General features: G+C 54.1%; 21 protein-coding genes and 1 tRNA gene. 15 read left to right on the top strand and 7 right to left on the bottom strand.

Annotated elements, in window-relative coordinates; genetic code table 11:
- Nucleotides 1-12 precede the first annotated feature (12 nt).
- From pdxH to AC2FIT_RS00325, 4 genes are all read left to right on the top strand, one after another.
- Nucleotides 13-618, top strand: coding sequence for a pyridoxamine 5'-phosphate oxidase (gene pdxH / locus AC2FIT_RS00340; RefSeq protein ID WP_224889056.1), 606 nt, complete (start codon nt 13-15; stop codon nt 616-618).
- 142 nt (nt 619-760) lie between these two features.
- Nucleotides 761-1,267: a cold-shock protein gene (locus tag AC2FIT_RS00335; protein WP_263618898.1), complete on the top strand. Its 507-nt coding sequence runs from the start codon at nt 761-763 to the stop codon at nt 1,265-1,267.
- 6 nt (nt 1,268-1,273) lie between these two features.
- On the top strand, nt 1,274-1,741 hold the full coding sequence (locus AC2FIT_RS00330; protein ID WP_496825589.1) for a DUF192 domain-containing protein: 468 nt from the start codon (nt 1,274-1,276) through the stop codon (nt 1,739-1,741).
- A gap of 43 nt (nt 1,742-1,784) precedes the next feature.
- A tRNA-Pro gene (locus AC2FIT_RS00325) sits at nt 1,785-1,861 on the top strand.
- A gap of 590 nt (nt 1,862-2,451) precedes the next feature.
- On the opposite strand, the gene AC2FIT_RS00320 is transcribed toward AC2FIT_RS00325, so the two are convergent.
- The 3 genes from AC2FIT_RS00320 to AC2FIT_RS00310 are packed head-to-tail and all read right to left on the bottom strand — an operon-like array spanning nt 2,452 to nt 4,461.
- Entirely contained in the window at nt 2,452-3,510 is a 1,059-nt protein-coding gene (locus AC2FIT_RS00320) for an adenylate/guanylate cyclase domain-containing protein (protein ID WP_496825587.1), read from the bottom strand.
- The gene (locus tag AC2FIT_RS00315; protein ID WP_496825585.1) at nt 3,507-3,896 is read right to left on the bottom strand and encodes a DUF1987 domain-containing protein; all 390 of its coding nucleotides are present in this window, start codon (nt 3,894-3,896) and stop codon (nt 3,507-3,509) included. The genes AC2FIT_RS00320 and AC2FIT_RS00315 overlap by 4 nt, the downstream gene beginning before the upstream one ends.
- 10 nt (nt 3,897-3,906) lie before the next feature.
- Nucleotides 3,907-4,461, bottom strand: a complete 555-nt coding sequence (locus tag AC2FIT_RS00310; RefSeq protein WP_496825583.1) for a SiaB family protein kinase — start codon at nt 4,459-4,461, stop codon at nt 3,907-3,909.
- 120 nt (nt 4,462-4,581) lie between these two features.
- Here AC2FIT_RS00310 and AC2FIT_RS00305 point away from each other — a divergent pair, with 120 nt between their 5' ends.
- From AC2FIT_RS00305 to AC2FIT_RS00280, 6 genes are all read left to right on the top strand, one after another.
- Nucleotides 4,582-4,959, top strand: coding sequence for a hypothetical protein (locus tag AC2FIT_RS00305; protein ID WP_496686294.1), 378 nt, complete (start codon nt 4,582-4,584; stop codon nt 4,957-4,959).
- 25 nt (nt 4,960-4,984) lie between these two features.
- On the top strand, nt 4,985-6,451 hold the full coding sequence (locus AC2FIT_RS00300; RefSeq protein WP_496825580.1) for a SpoIIE family protein phosphatase: 1,467 nt from the start codon (nt 4,985-4,987) through the stop codon (nt 6,449-6,451).
- 412 nt (nt 6,452-6,863) lie between these two features.
- Nucleotides 6,864-8,561, top strand: coding sequence for an adenylate/guanylate cyclase domain-containing protein (locus AC2FIT_RS00295; RefSeq protein WP_496825578.1), 1,698 nt, complete (start codon nt 6,864-6,866; stop codon nt 8,559-8,561).
- Nucleotides 8,562-8,706: 145 nt separating this feature from the next.
- Nucleotides 8,707-8,934, top strand: a complete 228-nt coding sequence (locus AC2FIT_RS00290) for a hypothetical protein (protein ID WP_496825577.1) — start codon at nt 8,707-8,709, stop codon at nt 8,932-8,934.
- Between the two features lie 729 nt (nt 8,935-9,663).
- Nucleotides 9,664-10,155, top strand: coding sequence for a hypothetical protein (locus tag AC2FIT_RS00285; RefSeq protein WP_496825575.1), 492 nt, complete (start codon nt 9,664-9,666; stop codon nt 10,153-10,155).
- Nucleotides 10,156-10,157: 2 nt separating this feature from the next.
- Nucleotides 10,158-10,994, top strand: a complete 837-nt coding sequence (locus AC2FIT_RS00280; RefSeq protein WP_496825573.1) for a hypothetical protein — start codon at nt 10,158-10,160, stop codon at nt 10,992-10,994.
- Nucleotides 10,995-11,241: 247 nt separating this feature from the next.
- Here AC2FIT_RS00280 and AC2FIT_RS00275 read toward each other — a convergent pair whose 3' ends face one another.
- Nucleotides 11,242-11,676, bottom strand: coding sequence for a hypothetical protein (locus AC2FIT_RS00275; protein ID WP_496825571.1), 435 nt, complete (start codon nt 11,674-11,676; stop codon nt 11,242-11,244).
- 534 nt (nt 11,677-12,210) lie between these two features.
- Between AC2FIT_RS00275 and AC2FIT_RS00270 the strand changes: the two genes are divergently transcribed.
- Nucleotides 12,211-15,831: a vitamin B12-dependent ribonucleotide reductase gene (locus AC2FIT_RS00270; RefSeq protein ID WP_496825569.1), complete on the top strand. Its 3,621-nt coding sequence runs from the start codon at nt 12,211-12,213 to the stop codon at nt 15,829-15,831.
- Between the two features lie 402 nt (nt 15,832-16,233).
- Here the strand turns inward: AC2FIT_RS00270 and AC2FIT_RS00265 are convergent, their stop codons facing one another.
- Nucleotides 16,234-17,778: a trimethylamine methyltransferase family protein gene (locus AC2FIT_RS00265; protein WP_496825567.1), complete on the bottom strand. Its 1,545-nt coding sequence runs from the start codon at nt 17,776-17,778 to the stop codon at nt 16,234-16,236.
- Between the two features lie 415 nt (nt 17,779-18,193).
- On the opposite strand from AC2FIT_RS00265, the gene AC2FIT_RS00260 reads away from it, so the two are divergent.
- Entirely contained in the window at nt 18,194-18,712 is a 519-nt protein-coding gene (locus tag AC2FIT_RS00260) for an outer membrane protein (RefSeq protein WP_496825565.1), read from the top strand.
- Nucleotides 18,713-18,718: 6 nt separating this feature from the next.
- Here the strand turns inward: AC2FIT_RS00260 and AC2FIT_RS00255 are convergent, their stop codons facing one another.
- A complete protein-coding gene (locus AC2FIT_RS00255) occupies nt 18,719-19,909 on the bottom strand; it encodes a pyridoxal phosphate-dependent aminotransferase (RefSeq protein WP_496825563.1) in 1,191 nt (396 codons plus the stop codon).
- 330 nt (nt 19,910-20,239) lie between these two features.
- On the opposite strand from AC2FIT_RS00255, the gene cysS reads away from it, so the two are divergent.
- The 3 genes from cysS to AC2FIT_RS00240 are packed head-to-tail and all read left to right on the top strand — an operon-like array spanning nt 20,240 to nt 24,047.
- The gene (cysS, locus tag AC2FIT_RS00250) at nt 20,240-21,634 is read left to right on the top strand and encodes a cysteine--tRNA ligase (protein WP_496825562.1); all 1,395 of its coding nucleotides are present in this window, start codon (nt 20,240-20,242) and stop codon (nt 21,632-21,634) included.
- Entirely contained in the window at nt 21,634-23,268 is a 1,635-nt protein-coding gene (gene cimA / locus AC2FIT_RS00245) for a citramalate synthase (protein ID WP_496825561.1), read from the top strand. The genes cysS and cimA overlap by 1 nt, the downstream gene beginning before the upstream one ends.
- The gene (locus tag AC2FIT_RS00240) at nt 23,265-24,047 is read left to right on the top strand and encodes a squalene/phytoene synthase family protein (RefSeq protein WP_496825560.1); all 783 of its coding nucleotides are present in this window, start codon (nt 23,265-23,267) and stop codon (nt 24,045-24,047) included. The genes cimA and AC2FIT_RS00240 overlap by 4 nt, the downstream gene beginning before the upstream one ends.
- A 3-nt stretch (nt 24,048-24,050) precedes the next feature.
- Here AC2FIT_RS00240 and AC2FIT_RS00235 read toward each other — a convergent pair whose 3' ends face one another.
- Nucleotides 24,051-25,277 carry an MFS transporter gene (locus tag AC2FIT_RS00235; RefSeq protein ID WP_496825559.1) on the bottom strand — a complete coding sequence of 409 codons (1,227 nt, stop codon included), beginning with the start codon at nt 25,275-25,277 and terminating at the stop codon, nt 24,051-24,053.
- Nucleotides 25,278-25,320 lie beyond the last annotated feature (43 nt).

The following is a 25,320-nucleotide window of genomic DNA, read 5'->3' as shown; positions in this document are numbered from 1 at the left end:
CGGGGGATGGAAATGACAGAGCGTGACGGCATTTTCGCTGGCACTGATCCTTTTGCAATTGCGGGACGGTGGCTGGCAGAAGCTCAGGACACTGAACCGAATGATCCCAACGCAATTGCGCTGGCGACCGTGGATAGCGATGGCCTGCCCAATGCACGCATGGTTCTGCTGAAAGAAATCGAATCCGACGCTTTTGTTTTCTACACCAATTACGAAAGCGCCAAGGCGGCCGAGCTGGATTCGGCGGGAAAAGCGGCTTTTGTGATGCATTGGAAATCATTGCGGCGTCAAATCCGTGTTCGTGGTACAATAACACGTGAAACCGGGCCGCAGGCAGATGAGTATTATGCCTCTCGTTCGTTGAAAAGCCGTTTGGGGGCGTGGGCGTCAAAGCAGTCCCAGCCTCTCAGCAGTCGGTCTGCTTTGATGGCAGAGGTTGCAAAGGTGACCGCGAAATTGGGACCTAACCCACCGCGACCACCATTTTGGGGTGGATACAGGTTGGTGCCGACAGAGATCGAGTTCTGGGCCGATGGTGCGTTCCGTCTGCACGACCGGTTCCAATGGCGCCGGGATCAGGCAGGCTCGGAATGGGAAGTGCAAAGGTTAAATCCATGACGTTCGCGTATCGTGAAATGCAACACGCAGGAACTAAAGGTTTTTTTCAACTTGAATTTGCGCGACAATTTCATACACATCGGACCCTTAACGAGCAGTTGACATTCGCGTTAGGAAAACCGTGCCAGAAGACCTGAACAATATGTACCGCGTTCGTGGACACGTGAAATGGTTCGATCCCGCTAAGGGATACGGGTTTGTTGTGTCGGACGAAGGTGGCCCGGATATCCTGTTGCACGTAAATGTATTGCGCAATTTCGGTCAAAGCTCGGTCGCGGATGGTGCCGGGATCGAGATTATGACGCATCGCACGGATCGCGGTGTTCAGGCTGTAGAAGTTATCAGCGTTGATCCGCCTGCGCGGACCGACTCAATGATGCTTGCGGATTTTGCTGAGCTTGATCCGGTCGTGATCGCCGAAGCACCGTTAGAAGCTGCACGGGTAAAATGGTTCGACAAGGGCAAAGGCTTTGGTTTCGCCAATGTTTTTGGCCGCGGCGAGGATGTGTTTCTGCATATCGAAGTTCTGCGCAGGTCTGGTTTGGCCGATCTGCAACCCGGTGAGGCGCTTGCTATGCGCGTTATCAGTGGCAAACGCGGACGTATGGCTGCTCAGGTATTGGCCTGGGAAGCGGCGTTGGACGAATAAATCCTGATGGCCAGAATTTTTACGGTTCTTGCAAGTATCCTGATGCTATGGACCGGTGAGGTTCTTGCTGCATGTGTGGATGACCGCGTCAGCCTGCGAAACGATAAGGCTCAGATTACCTTCAACGTGGAACTGGCAATAAGCCCGCAGGAGAGGGCGCGTGGCTTGATGTTCCGTGAGTCGCTGGCGCAGCGGGCTGGCATGCTGTTCGTGTTCGACCCGCCGCAACCAGTCGTATTCTGGATGAAAAATACTCTGATTCCACTGGATATCATTTTCCTGAGTCGCAACGGCACAGTTGTTCATGTGCACCACAACGCGATTCCGGGCGACGAAACGCCGATCGAGGGTGGCGATTCGGTGTTTGCGGTTCTCGAAATCAACGCCGGGCTCGCCGAGCAGTACCGGATCACACCGGGTACGCAGATGCAGCACAAAATTTTTTCACAAGGACCTGCAATTTGGCCCTGTTAGGGCTTTTCAAATCCGAACGGTATCGTTAGGAAGGCGCACGGTCCGGGGCGTGGCGCAGTCTGGTAGCGCACCTGTTTTGGGTACAGGGGGTCGTAGGTTCGAATCCTGCCGCCCCGACCACTTCTCATATCTGTTCTTCGAGAAAAACAATGATCTATTAAGGTCTTAATTGGCTTCGTAGGATTAGCCGCCGATACAATGTTGAACGGGGACGAACGCGGGCGGGCGCTGGAACACCCAAGTAAAGCTGGGAAAAAGTGGGGTAGAGATCTGAACCTGATCCCTGATTCTTTTAAGCATAGAATTCGACTTATCTGTTCTTGGAGGACTTTTCAGTGTTCTGTATGCGGTACTACAAAAGACTGCTGCAATTTTTCCTTTACTAGGAAGAATAATATTGGGCTTTCTCTGCGATCAGTTCCAACAGCGGCTATGCGCAGAAAGCGGGCTTTGCAAATTTTGGCGAACAGCTCTCTTTTGACATCCAAGGGTAGGTCTTTATTCTGTGGTCGCAGATCGCATTGCAGCCGTCCGCTGCAAGAGCAATGTTTTGGGTTGGGTGAGCTCACAGTCCGCGGGCGAAGCTACCCTTGAAGCAGTTTCATCTAGTTCAGATCTATGAACAAAACTGACCTTGTCCACAGCATGGAACAATTCTTGAGTATTCGTGGGAATTTGCCGAGACACGTCCAAACACTGGCTGCGAGACCTCAGTGTTCGTTTTTGCGGAGTGAAGCAAGCGCCGTCGTAAGTATCTCTAAGCTTGCGGCGCGTTCTTCTGGTGTCATCGAGCTCGGGTCCAACACCATTTGAAAGTTCGGGTTTTCATATACTACTTTTTCTGCGCGCGGTCTCGATTTCTTTTGACCCAAGACGCGGTATGTCATGACAGGTTGAGCCACGCCCTTGACTTGGATAGCTCCAACTTCTTCGGTCTCTATTTCGTGGTTCACGTGCGCCCAGGTTTCGTACGAGATGTAAATCTCTCCTTCCTCGGCCTGATGCTCCAACCTTGATGCCACGTTTACAGCGCCGCCGATAATAGTGTAATCCATTCGGTCGTCACTTCCAAAATTCCCAACCGTACAAAAGCCTGTATTGATACCTATACGGCATTGTAAATGTTGTCTTATTCCATGACGGCTCCATTTTGCCCGCAACTCTGTCAACTTGTCTCGCATTGCAATTGCCATTCTCACGCATGTCAAAGCATCTTCCCGCACCCCTTTAGTCTCCGGATCTCCAAAGAAGACAAGGATTGCGTCGCCGATAAACTTATCTATCGTCGCACCGTGGTTCAGAGCGACTTCCGCCATTTCGGTCAGGTAGCTGTTCAGGAGTTCTGTTAAATCTTCCGACTCCATCTGATCCGTAAGCTCTGTGAAGCCGGCGACGTCCGAGAAAAACACTGTCAGCTTTTTTCGCTTACTCGCGAGTTTAACTTCTTGGCGACCGGAAAAGATCGAGTTGTAGACTTGAGGCGATAAGTATTTGGCAAGCTTTCCTGACAATGCCTCAAGCTCTTGGTTTTTTTGGGTAACCTCTTCGGCGGCGATGCGCTGTTTTTCGGCTAGTGCATTCAGTTCCCGCTCGTTACGATCACTCAATCGCATCATGCGCCGCGTGGTTCTGAGCAGCTTTCTGTATTCTCCGACAAGGTTTTCAATTGATTTGCGTGTTTCATCATTCGGAAATTGTCCACTGTTTAAAGCTGCTTCCGCGACTTCCAAAGCCTCATTCTCGCGAACAAAGAGATCGTCGATAGTCATCGATCCAACAACTTTTCCAGTGTGAACTTGGCATGTTTCAGGTCTTCCCCAAACTCCTCCCCAAGTTCTTCCATGGTCTCGTCTTCGGGGTCGTGAAACCAATAGACGTCAACGCTATTCCCCGCCTCAGCAGCGGAATCCAAAAGCTCCATGATCATCATGATGGCCTTGGCGCTGGACGAATTGAAATAGATGAGTTCAAAGTCAAAACGACATTTGGATACTGAACCATCCGACAACCAACTTTTCAAAGCATCAAACAACGGGTTGTAGAATGTCGTAACATCCTCAGGGTAGGATTCCCCAATCAGTTTGAGGTGGCCAACGTCAAAATCGAACGCCACGGCCGGGGTGCGGTTTGTTGCCGGGATATCAATTTTCTGCATTCGTACCCTCTTAAACCGTCGCTTTGAGTGCGAAGAATGCGTGCTGATCGTCAATCCGCATAAAATCAAACTCGATTGGCTTTGACGCTCGGCGCGCAATTTCAATTAACCCGATACCTGCACTATTGCTGACGGCGTCAGTTTCTGACCGGAGTTGGCCTTTGTACGCAGCCCTAAGTTCCTCACGATTCATGGCGCGTAGTTCGGAAAGTCGTTTTCGCATGTTATCTACGTCACTCAAAAGGATCAGATTGCCCGCATGAACGACATAGCCGTCGGCCTCGTTGCCGATAGTCACGATGCCGTAACTTATGTCCAACACCTCGGTCTCACCTTCGGCTGGTAGCCGTTCAACTGAATATCTGATGATGTTCTGCATTTGCTCTACAAAAACAGCGAAAACGCTTCGGAGAGTTTTGGTGTCAGCATCTTCAGACACTAATTTCTGCTTTAACGCATCGCCAACACCACTGAGAATACCTTCGGTTACATAACCACTGTATGCAAAGACAACGCCTTGTCGGCGCAGGTTGGCGCGTAGTTCGTAGACTTCGCTTGCAAGCATCTGTTCCCCTTGGTCATGCTTGGGTGGCACCAAGTTCAATTCAGGTCTTAATATCATAAGATACACATTTATGCATTTTTAGTGTATCAATTGTGCAGTGTTGTAAGTGGGGAGGTTAATGTGATTAGGCTATTGTGTGTGGTCGCCGTAGTAATATCGTCCAACCCGGCTACAGCGGCCGACATTCCAACTGAGGTCAAGGCAAAGCTCCAATCCGCCATGATTTCGCATGTCGATGGGGTGATGGTCGACGGTTCTTACACGTATCTGGACACGACAACCAACGCGTTTGAAACCGTTTACCCTGCGAATGTTCATCCCATGGTTCTTCTTGCGGGAAATGACTATTTCGTCTGCTCTGAAATGATAACCGAAGATGGCGACACTGTGACGGCAGACTTTCTTGTGCGGGAAGTTTCCGGGGACTACAAAGTTGTGCAGATGATCGTCAACAATCGTGGCGCTCTTCAGGCCGCGATGAAGAACATCGGGAACTAGATGCCGGACACTATAGAGGCATTTAGTGCGTAAACTCTGGACATTCTTGAAGCGCCGAATATTTCTAAAGCATATTCTGGCGACCCTCCTGCTCGGAGGCGTGTTAAATGCCATTGTGCTTCTTTTTTACTATGAATTTAAAAAGAAAGCTCAAACGGATCAGGTTGCCGCAGAGGTTGCAACGATTGCCAATCGTATAGCACGCCCATTGGCTGAATTGGTTGAAGTAGGGAATTTTGCGCAAGCAACGAGTCTGCTCGCCGTCTATTCGGGTTTTCCTTACATTATTTGCGCTGAACAGAGGTTAGAGCGAAGCTCGGAATCTCTGGTTTCCTGGCCTGCTATTGGATGCGACAAGATAAAAAAATCTGGTCTAGACGTCGTCGTTTCTGTTCCGACGGCCGCAGGGCCAGCCACGATGTTGGTCCGAATTGATCAGGAGATCCTGAACGATGAGTTAAGGACAGAAGTGGGGGTTGTGGTCCTTCTTGGAATGCTCGGGGGATTTGCACTCATCTTAGCAGGCGCTGCTGCATTTTTATGGCTCATCAACAGACCTCTCGGCCAAATGTTGAAAGCCATTGAAAGGTTCGAGCGATACGATGACCCTCAAATTGTCCCATACGAGTCGGAAGATGAGATTGGCAAGGTTGTTCAAAGCTATAACTCAATGTTGGATCGGGAGGTTGAACGTGTCAATGAAATCCGCGAGGCGCACCACCAGATCGTCGCAAGCGTAAACTATGCCACGCGAATTCAGCAGGGTTTGTTGCCTACGACAAGCCAGTGCGAGGAAGCCTTTGCTGATTTCGCTGTCATATGGGAACCACGCGATTTGGTTGGTGGGGATATCTACTGGATCAAAGCGGACGGCCCAATTACGACGCTCGCCGTAATTGATTGCACTGGACATGGCGTTCCCGGAGGCTTCATGACCATGTTGGCAATCGCTACACTCGAGCGGCTCTACTTCGAAAATGAAACGCTTAGCCCGTCGCTGGCGCTGTCCAAGTTGAGCGATTTGACGCGTTCACTTCTAAACCAGGATACTGAAAACGGGACCTCCAACGACGGCATGGACGCTGCGATATGCCAGATCGATTCAGCAAAAGGGGTAGCGACGTTTGCAGGTGCCCACATGTCTCTTTTGGTCAAATCCAAGACCGGCATTGACCGAATCCGAGGTGATAAGCTGAGCATTGGGTATGCGGATACTCCAATTGGTCCAAAATACTTGGAGCACGAAGTTCAAATGGATCAAATCACAGATTTTTTTATTTCAACTGATGGGTTGATTGACCAATTAGGTGGAGAAAAACGTTTAGCTTTTGGTTTTCAGAGAATTGTATCTGTATTTGAACAGGAAGAGTGGTCTTGTTCGGCAGATCTATTGTCGGCTATTCACAGCGCTTTTCAAGATTATAGTACGAATGAAGAACGTTTGGATGACTTAACCATGATCGCTTTTCGCACTGCCCGAAATACAGATTAAGGTGCGTTTGTGAGGTGCAACGCCCTCTGCTTATCCGTAAACGTTGATGTCTCTCCTGTACTATCTAAGGCTTTGTTTGGCGTTATTAAAACTGAGGTGACGTCGATTTTTCTTCGCTGAACAGACGCTACGGTGGACTAACCGTTCTACTGGGCGCTTCGGTGACATAGGTGCGGCCGCGGGATCGTCGAGATCGTCATACTGAACCTGAATGGCCGCTTTTTGAGTTTCCCATGAATGACTTTGCAACTGCAAAGAACGGCAGTTCCCGTCCCGTGTGTTGCTGTGGCATGTCTGCTTTGGGCTGGAACTGTCGCTGATGCCAAGGGCGGAGAACTTCAGCAAAGAGCCCTGAGCGACCCTCGTTTTCAGGCAGTTGGAGTAGAGAGCCGCATCATCTATCGTCGAACGCATGTCGGACAAGAGTCAACAGTTGCAACGAAGGTTGGCGGCAATACTAGCTGCGGATGTCGTTGGGTATTCGGCGCTTATGCACAAAGATGAGCAAGCTACAATTCTAATGCTTGATAACCTGGAAAGCGACATCGTCACCCCAACGATAGCAGGCCAATCAGGTCGTGTCGTAAAGAGCATGGGCGATGGTTGGCTGGTGCAATTTGACAGCGCGGCGCAAGCTGTAACCGCAGCAATGCAGCTGCAAGAGCAGTTGGCTGAACACACGTTAATGAACATGCGGATCGGTGTTCATGTGGGTGACATCACAGAAAAAGGTGATGACATCCTGGGTGACGGTGTAAACATTGCCGCACGGCTTGAGAGTATTGCGCCAACCGGTGGCATCGCAATTTCTGAACCCGTACACTTGAATCTTGAACACACTCTTGCAGACGCTTTCAAAGCAGTTGGGAAAAAGAAGCTCAAGAACATCCAGCGCAGCCTGGATGTGTGGATTTACGATGGGCCACACCTGGGCGCATGGCAAAGCTCGAATTCCTTCGCCGAGACGAGCTTGCCAAAGCTCTCCATTCATCCTGTCACGTGCAGCGACCTACGCACTGAATTACAAGAAATGGCCGCCGCCCTCACTTCAGATTTCGGGTCTTATTTTCAAACGATCAACTGGTTAAACGCGGCGATAACTTCCACAATACCATCAGAGGGGTATGCACTTCGTGGCATGCTACGTGGACACGGTGAACGATTGCGCTTGGAGGCCCGCTTAAATGACCCTTCTGGTTCTGAAATCTGGACTCAGAAGTTCGATGGCTTGATAGAAGACATCTTCGATTGGCAGGACGAAGTCGTAGAAAAGCTGTTGGACGCCGTTGGTGGACTCTTGATTCAGTCTGAGACCGCAAAGCTCTCCGCTTTGCCAGAGGACGAATTGACCGCTGAGCAATGCGTCCTTATGGGCATGATCGCTTGGTCGGATGCCAGCATCGACAGCTACGAAGAAACGTTATCGTATCACGCCAGAGCCATCGAAGCCAAACCAACCCTCGCTGCCGCCTATGCCGAGGCTATTTGGACAATGAATGGCGCGAGAACCTATGATCTTCGTCGCGAGCTGTCATCCTACTATGAGAAATTGCCACGCTGGATTGAGGTCGGACGACAGATGGCAGGGCAAAGCCCGACGCTTGATCTGAGTGTTGCCGTGGCTGACTACAACGTTGACGGGGACGCGGATCGACTTTCAGTGGCGCTGGAGCAAATCCGGCAACGAGCGCCATTAGATGCCCGCCTGCATTTGTTTATGGGTTGGGGATACAACTGGGCCGGGTTTCCTAAAATGGCATTGAGTTGCTTTCAGACGGCGCTTCGGTTGGGCCGATATGGAGCCGTTTTCGTGGGTGCTTCCGGGGGTGCCGCCACCTCTTGCGTAATGCTTGGTCGAGACCATGATGCTATCGCCTACGCAGAGGCTGGTTTGCGCTTCTCAAAGAACTATGCCGCACTCCACAGCACAAGGGCCGCCGCTCACGCAATGCTTGGGGAACCTGATAAAGCGTCTGCGGCGTTGGCGCAGATGCTGCAAATGAAACCTGATGAAACGATCTCGAAGTGGCGGGGCAACGTGGACTATGGCGGCTCTGAAGGCGCTGAACGCTACTTTGAGGCGCTTCATCGTGCAGGGTTGCCAGAATAGCGGTGCCGGAACCAAGTTGCGCTGATAAAACCGGCGGCCTGGTCACGCAACATAGTAACTGCAAAGTTCGGATTTGAAGGTCGGCTTTGGGCTGTTCGTACGCAAATTCTTTCTCCACTCAGGATAGCTATGGTAAAATGAGCGAATGGAGCCTGATCAGATTATTTCAATCTTCGCCGTCGGCATCGGTGTATTTGGTTTAGCAGTATGTTGGCTGACATGGCGAAGTCTGCCTGAAGAGCCGAAAGCGGCTACAGACGAAGAGATTGAAAAGGTATTCTTAGATACGACCAAGATCTGCGCAATTCTTGTTCATGACATTGAATATCAGAAAAGGGTTCGAAAGGAATTCTATGAAAAAGACGACGCATGACTTTTTCATCTTATTTTTGATGGAGGACTCTCAAGCCATCCAAGCCTTGGCAAGCAGGCTCGCTTTCGTTGTTCTAAATCTTGTTCCTGAGACTGCTGAACCAACAAAAGTCACTCGCATCAAGCGTTCTCAGGGCGTTTTTACCTGACGCTCCAAGCATGAACAACGCGAGCATCAGGATCGGTCGATTCTTCACCTAGCGAAGTCATGTGAGCTGGTACTCAAACTGCGCATTCGTAGAATGTTAATGGAAATAATTGATTATTTTCAATCATCTATAAATAATCTCACTTGGCGCTTCAGTTTCCGTCTTGACGTGGGCGCAGGAATTGGACCAGCCTTAGCGTATGTCAAACGCACGCATCATCTGCCACCGAATATCGACCTGAGGTCGATAGTCAACGCGAAACCCGTGGGAGGCAGCATTGGTATGCGGGCGGGGCTTATACCCCTGTGATAGCTCCAGATTAGAGTGCACGAGTCGGTTCGATTCCGACCCCTCCTACCATTTTCAAAGGAGGAATTTCTTGTGTCGGAAAGTAAGTCTCAGCATGAATTCAATTGGCTTCCTAGAAGCGTAGCCCACCATCAAGACAACCAGGAATTCAAACGGCACCTGCGCGTAGCGGAACCAAGTCTCTGGTGGTCTATGTTCCGAGAGTTGGTAGCGGAAGCAATCTGTGAACACATGGCTAAATCGCCCCTGTCGGCAAGAAACGGGAGGTAGATATGTCCGTGATTGATTGGGATGATATCCATAACGGCGTAGTCAGCGAACTCGGAAAGGAGTGCCAGGGCTGGATCCGGATCGTCGAAGAAGCGCTTGAGCGCGTCAAGAAGCGCGCGATTGGGCAAAAAAGGCATGCTCCCGAGGTTCATCAGATCAAGCAAAAGTTTGGCGAGCTGCGTATCTACTACAGCCGCGCAAACACCGACGGCTACCAGGATTCGGACATTGTGACCGCGATCACTGAGGCCAATCGCAGTTGCGAGTGGTGCGGAAACAGCTGCCGGACGCAAATCCTCGATGCCTGGATCGTCAACATGTGCTGCTGGTGCATGCATCGCATGGCGGACAACACTGGCAAGTCGAAGCCGAGATTCAACATCCAACACCTGCTGGATGATCCGCTCCGGTGTCAAAATTGCGGCTATTTGGGTCAAATTGCTTGGACGGCAATCGGTCATCGGTGCCCGTGTTGCGTCTCCAAAGGACTGTAGAAATGGTACTCAAGAGACGGAAATGGGAAGACGCAGAAGTCAGGCGGCTCTCGGGGTTCGACTGGGAGTTTCAGGACGTTGTTCGCCGCGCTGTCGAAGTTGTTGGAGACAAGCGTGAATGGGACGAACTCAAGGCGCGCATTATCGACCAGCAGCCACCCGAAAACGCGTTCAAGGTCATCAAAAGCAGGGGCGCTGAAGCATCTATGTATACCGTTTCAGACGACACAGACTGGCGACAAACCGAGATCGACAAACTGAAAGAAAACGACCCGATCCCAACATCTTTCGCAGCCGATGCAATCAACCAGATGCCCAGCATGGATGTGTGGCACCAGGTCGCTAAATTGCTTGTCAAAAACTACCAGACGACGTCGGCAGAGGATGGTGAGTCTGACGAAGATTCAAATAAGCTCGACGCACGTTGCCTCATCGGTCAAAGCGACTTTGACTACCTGCCGCGCAATCTCAAAAACGAAATGCCAAAACACATCCAGGAGTTGGTTGAATGGAGTGGCCAGTTCGCGCGCCTCAAAGTTCCGGAACACCTTGAGAAAGTTCGCTTGCTGCCGACAAGTTTTCCGCACTGCAAGCGGGCCGTCGACGGTATTGCTCATGACATCGAATTGAGTTGGGGAATGGGATCCGATGTCATCCGGTTCCGACCGACGCTTTTGGTTGGTTCTCCTGGTATCGGCAAAACCAAGTTCTCGAGGGAGCTTTGCAAGGCACTTGGCCTAAGCTTTTCAGTCTTCTTAGGCAGTGTTTCGAAACTAATAGGTAAGTCAGCCTGTAAATACTTACTGCTTGTACATTCCCGACTCAGAATCTCTCCATGACAAAGACCGGGTGAGCGGGAGACTCGGGCGGCAATTTTTTCTTGGATTCAAGAATACTCTAAGAATCAAGTAGTGTGCTTCCAGCGAAGAAGTGTCTAGGATCGCGAATTCGGCTAGAGAAAAGTGAGGCAGAATCGAAGGGCCGTTCGTCAAACTTTTGAAATTATTTCCTAAAATGGTTTGCGCCCATTGTTTTGGGTACAGGGGGTCGTAGGTTCGAATCCTGCCGCCCCGACCACTTCTATTACTACGTTGGTGTTCCACCCATTCTTTGAAACAGGGCACCAATAGCCGCGTCCAAAGCCTTGCTTTCCACAGGGACTTTTACAGCAGGGCCTTTTTTCTGCGGCACATTAAAATACAGTTCGGCATCCACACGGTAGCCCGACGCGTTTTTTGTTGATGTCATGCGCATCACACTTTTCGGCAGATCCTGCGGATAACCGTCGTAGTTGAGAATCAGAAACGCTGTGGTCTCGGGCGGTAACAGTTCCTGACATTCGAAAACCCGATTCCCGATTTTTTCGAACTGCTCGGCTAGGCCATCACACTCGGTTTCGAAGGTTGTGAAAAGACGTTCAGGATAGGATTCGAACTGTGCGCTTTTTGTAGGGGTGGGGGCGATTTGTTGTGTGCAAGCCACGATCAGGGTCAGTACTGGAAACAACCTTAGTACCTTCATCGCCCATCATCCTTTTGACTCACTGCCTCGATCATGCTGCCTCCTGACTGGTGCGGTCGGTGAAGGGCCCTGATTCTTTCTGAACCCATCCACCATATCGTGAGTTTATAAAGTGCTCGTAACTGTGTAGAGAAAAACAGCTAATTTTGCTGCGTCAAAGCTCAAGACGGTTCTGCGGACCCTAGATGACCCTGTGGAGGAATCGGTGTCGGCCAAAAACCGCGGTTGCTGTAACTTTTGGGTCAATACAAAAGATTTCAAAAATCGCTGAAAAATGCCGTTGACGATCTATGGCCGAATACGTCAAGTTGTATGGGCCGAGAGAGGTGCTACTAAATCTAGTAGGAAAACTAGAAGAAAGCACAGGGCGAGGGCCGGAAAGCACATCAATTTATCGTGCAGCCGCGTCGGCGGTATTACGTTGCCGTAGGCGGTGCTTGGCCAGCCGCGCCCAATCTTGTCTGGCACGGCGTTCGGGTTGCGCAGGCGCGCCTGACGCAAACGGAAAAGTTGATTGAATCTAGGGCGGCGGACATGAAGATTGACAGAAAATTCACTAAGTCGGGGCAGGACGCATACGCAAATCTGGACTTTGTCACAGCGACGTCCGAAATCCGTAACCCGGATGGAACAATTGTTTTCCGCCTGGAAGAAATCGAAGTTCCCGCAGAGTGGAGCCAAGTCGCAAGCGACGTGATTGCGCAGAAGTATTTCCGTAAGGCGGGCGTTCCCAGTAAGCTGAAGAAGGTCAAAGAAAAGGACGTACCCGAGTTCCTATGGCGCTCGGTTCCCGCTGAGGGAGCAGAATTCGGCGGTGAGACGTCTTCGAAGCAAGTATTCGACCGTCTGGCCGGCGCTTGGGCCTATTGGGGTTGGAAAGGTGGCTATTTCTCGACCGAGGAAGACGCGCGCGCTTACTTTGACGAGATGCGTTACATGCTGGCGACGCAGCGCGCTGCGCCGAACTCGCCGCAATGGTTCAACACTGGTCTCCATTGGGCGTATGGCATCGACGGCCCTGCGCAGGGGCACCACTATGTCGACTACAAGACTGGCAAACTGACCAAGTCGAAATCCGCCTACGAACATCCGCAGCCACACGCGTGCTTCATCCAGTCTGTTGGTGATGATCTGGTGAATGAAGGTGGCATCATGGATCTGTGGGTGCGCGAGGCCCGCCTTTTCAAATATGGCTCGGGCACCGGAACCAACTTCAGCCACCTGCGTGCAGAAGGTGAGGCGCTGTCGGGTGGCGGCAAGTCCTCGGGCCTTATGGGCTTTCTCAAGATCGGCGACCGCGCCGCTGGCGCGATCAAATCAGGCGGCACAACCCGTCGAGCAGCAAAGATGGTGATCGTCGATGCGGATCACCCTGACATCGAACAATTCATCGAATGGAAGGTGATCGAAGAACAGAAGGTGGCCTCGATCGTTGCCGGATCTAAGATGCACGAAAAGATGCTGAACGGCATTTTCGAGGCCATCCGCGCGTGGGATGGTGCGCAGGATGACGCGTATGACCCCCAAAAGAATTCGGCATTGAAGAAGGCCATTCGCGAGGCCAAAAAAGTCGCAATTCCAGAGACATACGTTAAACGTGTGCTAGATTATGCTAGGCAGGGGCATGACAGTATCGAATTCCCAACATACGATACAGACTGGGATTCCGAGGCCTATAGCTCGGTCTCGGGTCAGAACTCGAACAACTCGATCCGTGTGACCAATGCGTTCCTGACAGCGGTCGAGAAAGACGCCGATTGGGAACTGATAAACCGCACCGATGGTAAGGTGGCCAAGACTGTTAAGGCTCGCGATCTGTGGGAAAAGGTCGGACACGCGGCCTGGGCTTGCGCCGATCCGGGCATTCAATTCCACGACACCGTCAACGAATGGCACACATGTCCCGAAGATGGCGAGATTCGCGGATCAAACCCGTGCTCGGAGTACATGTTCCTCGACGACACGGCTTGTAACCTGGCGTCGATGAACCTGCTGACCTTTCTGAAGGATGGTGAATTCCAGGCGGAGGATTATATGCACGCCTCGCGTCTCTGGACGCTGACGCTGGAAATCTCGGTGACAATGGCGCAGTTCCCGTCAAGGGAGATCGCGCAGTTGTCCTATGACTTCCGCACGCTGGGTCTGGGCTATGCCAATATCGGCGGTTTGCTGATGAACATGGGCTACAGCTATGACTCGGATGAGGGGCGGGCGATCTGTGGCGCGCTGACTGCCATTATGACGGGTGTGGCCTATGCGACGTCGGCTGAAATCGCCGGGGAGCTGGGCGCGTTCAAAGGGTACAAGCGCAACGCCGACCACATGCTGCGCGTGATTCGCAATCACCGCCGCGCGGCGCAGGGCGTGACCGAGGGTTATGAGAAGCTCGCCGTTAAGCCCGTGCCTTTGGATCATGGCAACTGTCCGGATAAGCGGCTGGTCGAGTTAGCCATGTCGGCTTGGGATGAGGCGCTGAGCCTGGGTGAAAAGAACGGCTATCGCAACGCGCAGGCCACCGTGATCGCACCGACCGGCACCATCGGTCTGGTGATGGATTGTGACACGACTGGGATCGAACCGGACTTCGCTCTGGTAAAGTTTAAGAAACTGGCCGGTGGCGGGTATTTTAAGATCATCAACCGTTCGGTGCCTTCGGCGCTGGAAAAGCTGGGCTACTCCTCGTCTCAAATTGAAGAGATCGTAGGTTACGCGGTCGGCCACGGTACAATCGGCAACGCGCCGGGCGTCAACCACACGTCGCTAACCGGTCACGGTTTTGGTCCAAGCGAACTGGCCAAGGTAGACGCCGCACTGGAAAGCGCATTCGACATCCGGTTTGTCTTCAATCAGTGGACATTGGGAGAGGATTTCTGCACCGGTGTTCTGGGCATTCCGGCGACCAAGCTGAACGACCCTACCTTCGATTTGCTGCGTCATCTTGGCTTCAGTAAGGCGGATATCGACGCGGCCAACGACCATGTCTGCGGAACCATGACGCTGGAAGGCGCACCGCACCTGAAAGAGGAGCATTACGCGATCTTCGACTGCGCCAACCCGTGCGGCAAGAAAGGCAAACGTTTCCTTGGGGTTGATAGCCACATTACAATGATGGCTGCGGCGCAAAGCTTTATCTCGGGCGCGATCTCGAAAACGATCAACATGCCCAATGACGCGACCATCGAGGATTGCCAGAAGGCTTATGAACTTAGCTGGTCGCTGGGTGTGAAGGCGAACGCTCTTTATCGTGACGGCTCGAAACTGTCGCAACCTCTGGCGGCGGCGCTGGTCGAGGATGATGACGAAGCAGCAGAAGTTCTTGAAAGCGGATCGGCGCAGGAAAAAGCCGTCGTTCTGGCAGAGAAAGTGATCGAGAAGGTTGTGGTCAAAGAAATGATCCGCAGTCATCGCGAGAAACTGCCGCACCGCCGCAAGGGGTACACGCAAAAAGCGATCGTTGGCGGACACAAGGTCTATCTGCGCACCGGCGAGTTCGAAGACGGCAAACTGGGCGAGATCTTCATCGATATGCACAAGGAAGGCGCTGGCTTCCGGGCGATGATGAACAACTTTGCCATCGCTGTGTCGGTCGGCCTGCAATATGGTGTTCCGCTTGAGGAATTCGTCGACGCCTTTACCTTCACCAAGTTCGAACCAGCTGGGATGGTGCAGGGCAACGACTCGATTAAGAACGCGACGTCGATCCTTGATTACATCTTCCGCGAACTGGCCGTGTCCTATCTGGACCGCACCGATCTGGCCCATGTGAAGCCCGAAGGAGCGACCTTCGACGATCTGGGCCGGGGCGAAGAAGAGGGCCGTGCGAACGTGTCGGAAATCAGTGAAAGTGCGGCGTCCAAGTCTTTGGAAGTGTTAAAACAAATCAGTTCAACCGGATACCTAAGAAAGCGCCTTCCGCAAGACTTGGTCGTGTTCAACAGTGGCCAGGCCGAAGTGAGCGGCATGGCGGAACCCGCTGCACAATTCGAAGCGTCCGTCGTGGAAACAACTGTGACGACCAGTATGGACGCCCGCACCAAGGCTAAGATGCAGGGCTACGAAGGCGACCCCTGCGGCGAATGCGGAAACTACACGCTGGTGCGTAACGGCACCTGTATGAAATGCAATACCTGCGGGGCGACCAGCGGGTGTAGCTAAGGCAAACGCCCCGCCAGGCGGGGTGTAGGGACCTGGGTTTCCAATGGATTTCCGGTCCCGACGAACACAGAGAGAGGCGCCAAGACTTACCAGGGTTGCCTTTCTCCACTCGGTCAACATGCCCGTGTTGGCCGGGAACAGGGTGGGGCGGAATATTTGCTCCCTCCCACTCTTTCACGGGGCGGGTGCGCTCGTCCCATGCGCAGTCCAGGCCGCAGGCAAAAAAATACCGGGCGGTCAACGAAATGAGCCTGGAAGGCGAAACTGACAGGGGGCCTCGGCCCCCTTTCTTTTTGCCGTCCAACCTGGCTCCTAGGTAGACCCACGCAGCGATACGAATAGACTCATATTGCTGACTGCCGAAGCAAAGGCAGCCAGAAAGAACGACATTATTCCAGTATGTTACTTGCCGAGGTGGATGTTAAATACTTCGCGAATCTCAGCGTCCAGCAAGGGGTCAAAGCGGGCTGGAGAGGGCGTGGCCAAAATCTCTTGCTTGCGTTTGACAGCCTTCTCAAGCAGGTCGGGTTTGCCAAGTTCTGCCCACTCTTTCGGTGATGTTCGGTCGCCGTAGGTAGGATAAACGTAATCCGCCTGCATCCGGCTGAGCGTTGCATCTACACCAAGATAGTGACCGGGCCCACCCATACAGACCTGTGCCATCTGATCCAATGCCAACGTTTCGTCAGTGACCTCGATCCCGCGCACGCAGCGCTGCGCCTGACCGATCAAATCGTCGCTCAAGATCAGGCTTTCATGACAAAACCCAAGCAATGACGCGTGCATGCCCGCAGCTTCGTACACCATGTTCAAACCGGCGAGACCCGCCATGACGTTTGAGCACATCTGCTCCCAACCCGCTTGCATATTGGGCAGTTTCGAATCCGACGCCCCGGCAGCGGCACCGCCCGGCAAATCGTAGAAACGATGCATCTGGGCGCAACCTGCGGTCAGCAGGGCTTGCTCTCCGGACCCAATGGACATTGCACCGGTCCGAAGGTCGAGACCAAAGGGCCAAGTCCCAAAAATCGCCGGAGCGCCGGGGCTTACAGCATTGACATAAACCAGTCCCGCAAGGCATTCGGCAGTCGCTTGCGCAATTGCTCCGGCGATCGTTGAGGGCGCGGTAGCACCGGCCATCCCGGCAGAAAGCAGCAGGACTGGCATCCCGGCCTTAATGCATTCTTCCATCACTTCGCAGCTTTCAGTTGCGAATTTCATCGGCGGGACAACGAAACAGTTCGAATTCGACACAAATGGTCGTTCACGATATTTACCTTCGCCGCCAGCAATCATGTGGATCATCTCCATCGCAGGAGCAACATGACTGGGTTCGGTAAATGAGGTGCCAATATGTTTAAACGTGCCTGAACAGGCTGCGTAAATTGTGTTCAGGTCCATTTCCAGATTGTCAGCAATATCTCGGCAGACCATTGGACGTTGCACAAAGTGAATGTTTTCGAGCTGTTCACAGATACGCGCGGCGTCGTGCAGATCTTGTACGGTCGAGTCGCGATATTCCTGCCCATGCACATCGACCATACTGACTGCGGCACCGGCCGTGCCGTAATGGACCTTCGTGCCCGACAACTCCAGATCGGTTTTACCGTCTCGGCTGTAAAGAGTTACCGAGCGGTTGGCCTTTGCGAGCGTATCTTCAACCAAAGCGCGCGGAAATCGGATGCGACCATCGTCGCCCGGTGTGCAGCCAGCCCCAACCAGATAGTCGATGCCGCTTTGCGGGGCATCTGCCAAACCGATGGTTTCCAAGGCGGTCAGGGCTGTTTCGTGGATGCGTTCGATCTGGGCTTGGGTCAGAACATTTAGCACTCCGCCTTCCATGCCGGGGCGGATTGGGCGCAAATGCTCGGGCAATGCGGTGGCGCGTGCAGCACGTCGCGCAGCGCGGCCACCAGTGCGGGATGAGGTTCGGGATTGATCGTTCATGGTATGGTTTCCGAGCGTTAAGGTACTTCAGGATGGGTGTTTTAAACCCCTGAAGGCCTTCCTCGTGCTGCACGCCCGCGGTCCGCACCGATCGTGCGGCTGACCAGTCGAATTTTCCAGATGTCGTTCTGCATGCCGGTCCTCACCTATGTGAAGAAGTATTCGGTCTTGTAGTGTTGCAATCTGTTCTGTTTGCGACCTTGGGCTCCAAAAACGAAGTAAACACGCGGATGTCACACTGTTCATTCGTATGCGCAAGTTTTTCCCTGCGCGGACGTAAATCTGTTATACTGATTTCACTTATTTGAAAGTGTCTCGTGTCTTTAATTGAAACTTAATGATCACGAACCAAGTTATTGAGTTAGTGCTACTTTAAGAACCGAAGCTGTGGCGTAAGGTTTTTTAGGAGAGGTTAGTGAAACGCCTTTTGGTGATCAGTCTATCTTTAGCAACTTCGCTTGCGACCCCGGTTTTGGCCGAGGATTGGACTGGTGCCTATGCCGGGTTCAGTTTTGGATACGCTGATGCGGATGGTCCGGATGGTTCGGGCGGAGATGACTTTGGCCTCGGTGCCCATATCGGATATGACCGGGACTTTGGGAATTTCGTCTTGGGTGGTGAGCTTGAGTACAACCACCTTTCCCTAAGCCTGGGTGATGGCGAGGGTACTTTGGACGGCATTGCCAGCGTGAAGCTGCGCGGCGGTTACGATTTTGGCAGTGCCCTTGGTTACGTGGTGGTCGGCGCAGCCCGAGCGGACGCTTCGGCTGACAATGACACCGCTGCCGTGTACGGAATTGGTGTGGCCTACCCAATAGGCGACCGCCTTATCATCAGTGGCGAGGCATTGAGACAAGAGTTCGACGATGTCACGCGGTCGAACGGCACACTGGATACAAACGTGTTCAACCTGCGCACCTCTTTTCGGTTCTAGTTGCGTTTAAGTTGCCGCGACCTGCTTCTTTGCCAGGTCCGCAGCAAATGTGCAGATTGTCGATAGCGCTGCGCAGAACCTTTCATCGTCAATTGTCATCGCCACACGGATGTGCCCCGCTGCTGCGGATCCAAAGCTTTCACCCGGCATAACTGCAATCGAATGCGTATCCAGCAGGGCGTTTGCGAATTCTTCACCGCTCAGGCCGGTGGTGCGGATGTCCAGCATCAGGTACATGGCTCCCTGCGCGGGAACTAAACCGACTGTGTTTTGGGCGTTCAGAATTTCAACGGCCAAAGCGCGCCGTTTGCGGAACGGCGAAGCGATCTGCTCTTCCAACGCATGTCCCGCGGTCAGCGCGAAACTGGCGGCGTCCTGAATAAATCCGGGTACGCCGTATGTCGTGTGCGTCGCGAGGTTGATCAGATGGGCGATTACTTCTTCCGGCCCCACGACCCAGCCGCAGCGGAATCCTGTCATCGCGTGGGATTTGGACATCGAACCCACAACGAGTGTTCGTTCGGACATACCGGGCAAGGTGCGTGGTGAGATATGCTGACCGTCCCATACCTGAGTGTCATAGACTTCATCTGAAATCAGCCAGAGGTCGCGGTTTCGGCACAGTTTGGCGATACCTTCAAGGGTCTCTCGCCCGTAGACCGCTCCGGTAGGGTTGTTCGGCGTGTTGATCAACAATGACACAGCGCCGTCAGCGGCAGAATCGATGAGGTTGGCGCGCGGCTGGAATGCATCCTCGGCGGTGGTTTGGATTGCCCGTGCCACAGCATCTGCACCGCGGATCGTTCCGGGGTAGGTGGCATAGAACGGGTCGAGATACAGGCCCACATCGCCCGGATCACAAACAGCAACATGCGCGGCGAACAAGCCCGCCTGACCGCCAGGGGTGATCAACACGTTATTGCGGGTGGTCGGCACACCGGTCCGCGCTTGTAGCCGAGCGGCGACCGTGTCTCGCAGCAGGTCGGTGCCCGGCACCATTGCGTAACCGGTGTGACCTTGACGCGCTGAAAGGTCCATGGCCTCCAGTATCGTCGGGTCCGTGCGAATATCATGCTCACCAATGGTCAGTTCGGTTACGGCATAACCGTCGAGGATCATCCGGCGGGCGCGGTAGAATACATCCCATCCGTCACCGCCGTCTTTGGTCAGGTGCGTGATGCGCTGCGACAATTTCATGGCCCGCTCCCGTTCTGTCGTTTCGGGGACAGGGGCAGAGCAGTGATCATTTGTCAATCAGCTTCGCGGCTGAAGCTTGGCATCGACCTCTAGGGGTAGTGCGAAGCGGTTCATTCCGCAAAACGTGCAGCGGAGGAAAGCGAAACTCAGGGGTTGGCGTCTGACCTTCTGCGTGCTAGTGCAAAATTATGAACCGGATGATCTGCACCATTATCTGCTGCATTTCCTGCTGATTAATCAAGCGGGCCGGTTTCTTTCGTTTTCATCCCTGAGACAAGTTGCTAAGCCCGCGCCAATGCGAGACGCTACGCTGTCTTTAGGAGCCGACCGATGACGATCAAACTGCACAACACCCGGACCCGGACGAAGGAAGATTTTGTGCCGATCAACGCCGAAGATGTGCGGATGTATGTCTGTGGTCCGACGGTCTATGACCGTGCTCATCTGGGTAACGCGCGGCCTGTCGTAGTGTTCGATGTGCTGTATAGGTTGCTCCGGCATATCTATGGCGCGGACCACGTAACTTACGTGCGGAACTTCACCGACGTTGATGACAAGATCAACGCAACGGCGCTGGCCCGTCAAAAGGCCGGGGCAGAAGGAACGTTGGAGCAGTTGGTGCAGGAACGGTCGGACGAGACAATCGGCTGGTACCTTCACGACATGGGAGCCTTGGGCGCGTTGGAGCCCAACTACATGCCGCGCGCGACTGAATATATCGATCAGATGATCGCGATGATTCTGGACCTGATAGACAAAGGCCACGCCTATGTGGCTGAAGGGCATGTTCTTTTTGCTGTCGACAGCTGGAAAGAGCACTACGGTGCTTTGTCAGGTCGATCCGTTGATGACATGATTGCTGGGGCGCGGGTTGAAGTCGCGCCTTACAAAAAGAACCCGATGGATTTTGTTTTGTGGAAGCCGTCCACTGACGAGTTGCCGGGCTGGGACAGCCCTTGGGGCCGGGGGCGTCCGGGCTGGCACATAGAATGCTCGGCCATGAGCTATGAGTTGTTGGGTGACAGTTTTGACATTCATGGGGGTGGCAATGATCTGATGTTCCCGCATCATGAAAATGAGATTGCGCAAAGCTGCTGCGCGCATCCCGAAGGTGAGTTCGCCCGGTACTGGTTGCACAATGAGATGTTGCAGGTGGAAGGCAAGAAGATGTCGAAATCACTGGGCAATTTCTTCACCGTGCATGATCTGCTGGAACAAGGTGTCCCCGGGGAAGTGATCCGCTTTGTTTTCTTGCAAACTCATTATCGCAAACCGATGGACTGGACTGAGAAGAAGGCGCGCGAGGCGGAGACCACGCTGCGCAAATGGCGGGCGCTGACTGCGGGCATTGAGCCCGCCGCCAGCGCGGCACCCGCGGTTGTCGCTGCGTTGAGTGATGACCTGAATACAGCGGGTGCTTTGGCTGACCTCTACCGCCTGGCTGCCGATGGGGATGCAGCGGGCCTGTTGGCAAGTGCGCAGCTGTTGGGGCTGCTCTTGCCGGAAATGGGGGCGTGGGCGGACACAGCTTCGTTGGACCTGGCTGCTTTTGAGGATCGGCTTGCGGATGCGCGGGCCGTTGCGATGCAAAGCAAGGATTTCTCGGAAGTAGATCGTCTGAAAGCCGCCTATCTGGCCGCCGGACTGGAGGTCCGTATGAGCAAGGACGGGGTCGAATTGGTGCCGGGTGCCGGTTTCGACGCGGCCAAGCTGGAGGAGGTGTAATGCCAAAGGAACGTCTATACCTCTACGATACGACCTTGCGGGACGGACAGCAGACTCAGGGGGTTCAATTCTCAACCGCTGAAAAAGTGCAGATCGCGCTGGCGCTGGATGCACTGGGGCTTGATTACATCGAGGGCGGCTGGCCCGGTGCAAACCCAACGGACAGTGCGTTTTTCGAAACCGCTCCGAAGACATCGGCCCGGTTGACTGCCTTTGGGATGACCAAACGCGCGGGTCGGTCGGCAGAGAATGACGATGTGTTGGCCGCTGTTATGAACGCGGGCACGCAAGCGGTCTGCCTGGTGGGTAAGTCGCATGATTACCACGTGACTCATGCGTTGGAGATTTCACTGGATGAGAATGTTGAAAACGTTCGAGCCTCGATCGCGCATGTCGTGGCGCAGGGGCGTGAGGCCCTGTTTGATGCCGAACACTTCTTTGACGGGTATAAGGACAATCCCACCTATGCTGTCGATGTGTGCCGGGCCGCTTTGGAGGCCGGTGCCCGTTGGGTCGTGCTGTGCGACACAAACGGTGGTGCGCTACCAGCTGAGGTCTCGCGCATTGTGTCCGAGGTGATCGCAGTTGGGTTGCCAGGAGATCGTCTGGGGATTCACACGCACAACGATACTGAGAACGCGGTGGCCTGCTCTCTGGCCGCTGTTGATTCCGGTGCGCGACAAATTCAGGGGACTTTGAACGGTTTGGGTGAGCGTTGCGGAAATGCGAACCTGACTGCTCTGATCCCGACCTTGTTGCTGAAGGAACCGTATGCATCAAACTTTGACATCGGTGTCAGCGCCGAAGCCTTGGCCGGTTTGACGCGTGTCAGCCGAATGCTCGACGACATCCTGAACCGGGTGCCCAGCAAGCAAGCGGCTTATGTAGGGGCGTCTGCGTTTGCGCATAAGGCTGGGCTGCATGTCAGCGCGATTCTCAAGGACCCGTCGACCTATGAACACGTTGATCCCACCTCGGTTGGGAATGCGCGCATCATACCGATGTCAAATCAGGCGGGGCAGTCGAACCTGCGCAAACGGCTGACCGAAGCGGGGCTTTCCGTTGACAAAGATGATCCGGCCCTTGGCCGCATCCTGGATCGGATCAAAAGACGTGAAGCTGACGGCTATTCCTATGATACCGCTCAGGCCAGTTTTGAATTGCTGGCCCGGGAGGAGCTGGGGCAGCTGCCAGAGCTCTTTGAGGTCAAACGTTACAAAGTCACGGTTGAGCGGCGAAAGAACAAGTACAACAAGATGGTCAGCCTGTCTGAGGCGGTGGTTGTTGTGAAGGTCGATGGGGAAAAGAAACTGTCGGTCAGCGAGTCTTTGGACGAAGACGGCAGCGACCGGGGCCCGGTGAACGCATTGGCCAAAGCCCTTGCCAAGGATCTGGGGCAGTATTCTCAGGTTCTGGCCGATATGAGGTTGGTTGATTTCAAGGTGCGCATCACGCAGGGCGGGACAGAGGCCGTGACCCGCGTGATCATCGACAGCGAAGACGGGCAGGGGCGGCGGTGGTCAACCGTGGGCGTCAGCGCAAATATCGTTGACGCCTCGTTCGAGGCATTGCTGGACGCAATCCAGTGGAAACTGGTGCGTGACGCGGGGCCGCAAGCGGTGGTGGCCGAGTGACCGTTGGATTCGACGATGACGTCAAGGCCTGTGCTGCTCTGGTGCATCGCGCCGACCCGGATCGCTTCATGGCGGTTATGGCGGCGCCTGTTGCTGTGCGACCAACGTTGTTCCCGCTTTATGCGCTGAACGTCGAGGTTGCGCGCGCACCGTGGGTCACACAAGAAGCGATGATTGCCGAGATGCGCCTGCAATGGTGGCGCGATGCGCTGCAAGAGATCGCTGATGGTAAGGCCGTGCGTCGGCATGAGGTCGTAATGCCTCTGTCTCGGGTTCTATCGCCGGGTTTGGCGGCCATGCTTGATGAATATGTGGCCGTAAGACGTTGGGATATCTACCGGGACCCTTTTGAGGATGAGGCACATTTTGACGCTTACATCGACCACAGTTCCGGGTCCTTGATGGTTGCAGCCGCGCATATTTTGGGTCCGGCGGATGAGACCGCGTTGCGTGATATCGGCTATGGAGTTGGCGTGGCGAATTGGCTTCGTGCCATTCCTGATCTTGAGGCGCGTGGCCGCATTCCGTTGTTAGACGGCACGCCTGATGGCGTGAGCGCACTTGCGCGAAGGGCGCTCACTCGGCTTCGCAAAGGTCGGTCCAACGCATCGCTCATTTCGGCACAGGCCCGACCCGCGCTTTATGCCGGTTGGCAGGCTGAATGGGTGCTGCGGCGGGCCGTTACGCGACCAGACCGTGTTGCGGCGGGTGATCTTGCACAGGGTGAAATCCGGCGCAGGCTGTCCCTGATGTGGACGGTTGCAAGCGGGCGCTGGTAGCTGTCAGACCGTTTCCGGCTCGGACGGTTTCAGGACCAGCCACAACAACGCGCCACCGGCCAGTGTCAGCAAGGGGATCATGGCGAGGTTGACCGCCGTCCATCCTTCGACCGGAGAGCCACCCGAACAGTTCATCAGCCCGCCGGAGGCCAGCGACGCAACCGTTACACCGCCGAACACCAGCAGATCGTTAAGACCCTGCATCCTGCCGCGCTCGCTCGGCTCATGTGAAGAGGCCAGCATGGTTGTGGCGCCAATAAAGCCGAAATTCCAACCGACCCCCAAAAGGATCAGGGCAATGAAGAAATTGCCCAGCTCAACGCCTTGCAGGGCAACAATGCCAGCCGCCCCCAAAATCGCAAGACCAAGGGCCACGATTCTCTCAACACCAAATCGCGCGATCAACTGCCCTGTGAAGAAGCTGGGTACATACATTGCAAGAACATGGCTTGTGACCACATCCGCAGCATCGTCGGAACTGAATCCGCACCCCACGACCGCCAGCGGGGTCGAGGTCATCACAAGGTTCATCAGCGCGTACGAGACCATGCCGCAGATGATTGCCACTGCAATTCGGGGAGTCTTCAGCATCTCAAGCCGGGAGCGTCCTTTGGGAGCGTCTTGTTTCGGCTTTTCGGGCTTTGGAATGTCGAGGAAAAGGAACAGGGCCGAGCCAAGAACATTCACCGCAATAACGGCCAGATAGGTGCCGAGAAACGGAATAACATAGGCTTCCGCGGTCAGTTTTACGATTTGCGGCCCAATGATGGCGGCTGCCAGACCGCCCGCCATGACATAGGAAATGGCTTTGGGTTGGTAGTCGTCCGAAGCTGTATCCGCAGCGGCAAAACGATAAAACCCGTGCGCGCTCATATAAATGCCGGTCAGCGCGCTGCCCAATAGAAAAATCGGGAAAGACCCGAGATAAAGCCCATAGGCGCCAACCACGCCACCACAGGCTCCGGCCGTGGCCCCCACGAGGAAACCAACGCGTCGGCCCCAACGCTGCATGATGGCTGAAACGGGTGTCGCCGCCAGCATTGAACCCAGAACGATCAGCGAAATAGGCAGCGTGGCCAGACAGGGGTTGGACGCCAGCGACTGTCCCACCAGTCCACCAACGATAAAAATCATCGGCATCTGTGCGCCAAGAACGGCTTGTGCCGCCACCAATACGGCCACATTGCGCTTGGCCTGGCTGTTGTCGGGGGTTGTGGTCGTCATCGTCATGGGCTCATCCGTATCTTTCAAACGCCAGTCATACAAGCGGGTT

It is taken from the genome of Ruegeria sp. YTSA135 (assembly GCF_059610165.1).
Note: the sequence above shows the minus strand (reverse complement) of the source record. Positions and strands in the feature narration are given on the sequence as shown.

What these genes read in the sequence shown, in the direction of transcription:
- cimA (WP_496825561.1), top strand. Translation starts at nt 21,634, where the DNA reads ATGCCAAAGGAACGTCTATACCTCTACGATACGACCTTGCGGGACGGA.
- AC2FIT_RS00295 (WP_496825578.1), top strand. Translation starts at nt 6,864, where the DNA reads ATGTCGGACAAGAGTCAACAGTTGCAACGAAGGTTGGCGGCAATACTA.
- AC2FIT_RS00270 (WP_496825569.1), top strand. Translation starts at nt 12,211, where the DNA reads ATGAAGATTGACAGAAAATTCACTAAGTCGGGGCAGGACGCATACGCA.
- AC2FIT_RS00285 (WP_496825575.1), top strand. Translation starts at nt 9,664, where the DNA reads ATGTCCGTGATTGATTGGGATGATATCCATAACGGCGTAGTCAGCGAA.
- pdxH (WP_224889056.1), top strand. Translation starts at nt 13, where the DNA reads ATGACAGAGCGTGACGGCATTTTCGCTGGCACTGATCCTTTTGCAATT.
- AC2FIT_RS00275 (WP_496825571.1), bottom strand. Translation starts at nt 11,676, where the DNA reads ATGAAGGTACTAAGGTTGTTTCCAGTACTGACCCTGATCGTGGCTTGC.
- AC2FIT_RS00335 (WP_263618898.1), top strand. Translation starts at nt 761, where the DNA reads ATGTACCGCGTTCGTGGACACGTGAAATGGTTCGATCCCGCTAAGGGA.
- AC2FIT_RS00330 (WP_496825589.1), top strand. Translation starts at nt 1,274, where the DNA reads ATGGCCAGAATTTTTACGGTTCTTGCAAGTATCCTGATGCTATGGACC.
- AC2FIT_RS00280 (WP_496825573.1), top strand. Translation starts at nt 10,158, where the DNA reads ATGGTACTCAAGAGACGGAAATGGGAAGACGCAGAAGTCAGGCGGCTC.
- AC2FIT_RS00235 (WP_496825559.1), bottom strand. Translation starts at nt 25,277, where the DNA reads ATGACGATGACGACCACAACCCCCGACAACAGCCAGGCCAAGCGCAAT.
- AC2FIT_RS00265 (WP_496825567.1), bottom strand. Translation starts at nt 17,778, where the DNA reads ATGAACGATCAATCCCGAACCTCATCCCGCACTGGTGGCCGCGCTGCG.
- AC2FIT_RS00310 (WP_496825583.1), bottom strand. Translation starts at nt 4,461, where the DNA reads ATGCTTGCAAGCGAAGTCTACGAACTACGCGCCAACCTGCGCCGACAA.
- AC2FIT_RS00290 (WP_496825577.1), top strand. Translation starts at nt 8,707, where the DNA reads ATGGAGCCTGATCAGATTATTTCAATCTTCGCCGTCGGCATCGGTGTA.
- AC2FIT_RS00255 (WP_496825563.1), bottom strand. Translation starts at nt 19,909, where the DNA reads ATGAAATTGTCGCAGCGCATCACGCACCTGACCAAAGACGGCGGTGAC.
- AC2FIT_RS00315 (WP_496825585.1), bottom strand. Translation starts at nt 3,896, where the DNA reads ATGCAGAAAATTGATATCCCGGCAACAAACCGCACCCCGGCCGTGGCG.
- AC2FIT_RS00320 (WP_496825587.1), bottom strand. Translation starts at nt 3,510, where the DNA reads ATGACTATCGACGATCTCTTTGTTCGCGAGAATGAGGCTTTGGAAGTC.
- cysS (WP_496825562.1), top strand. Translation starts at nt 20,240, where the DNA reads ATGACGATCAAACTGCACAACACCCGGACCCGGACGAAGGAAGATTTT.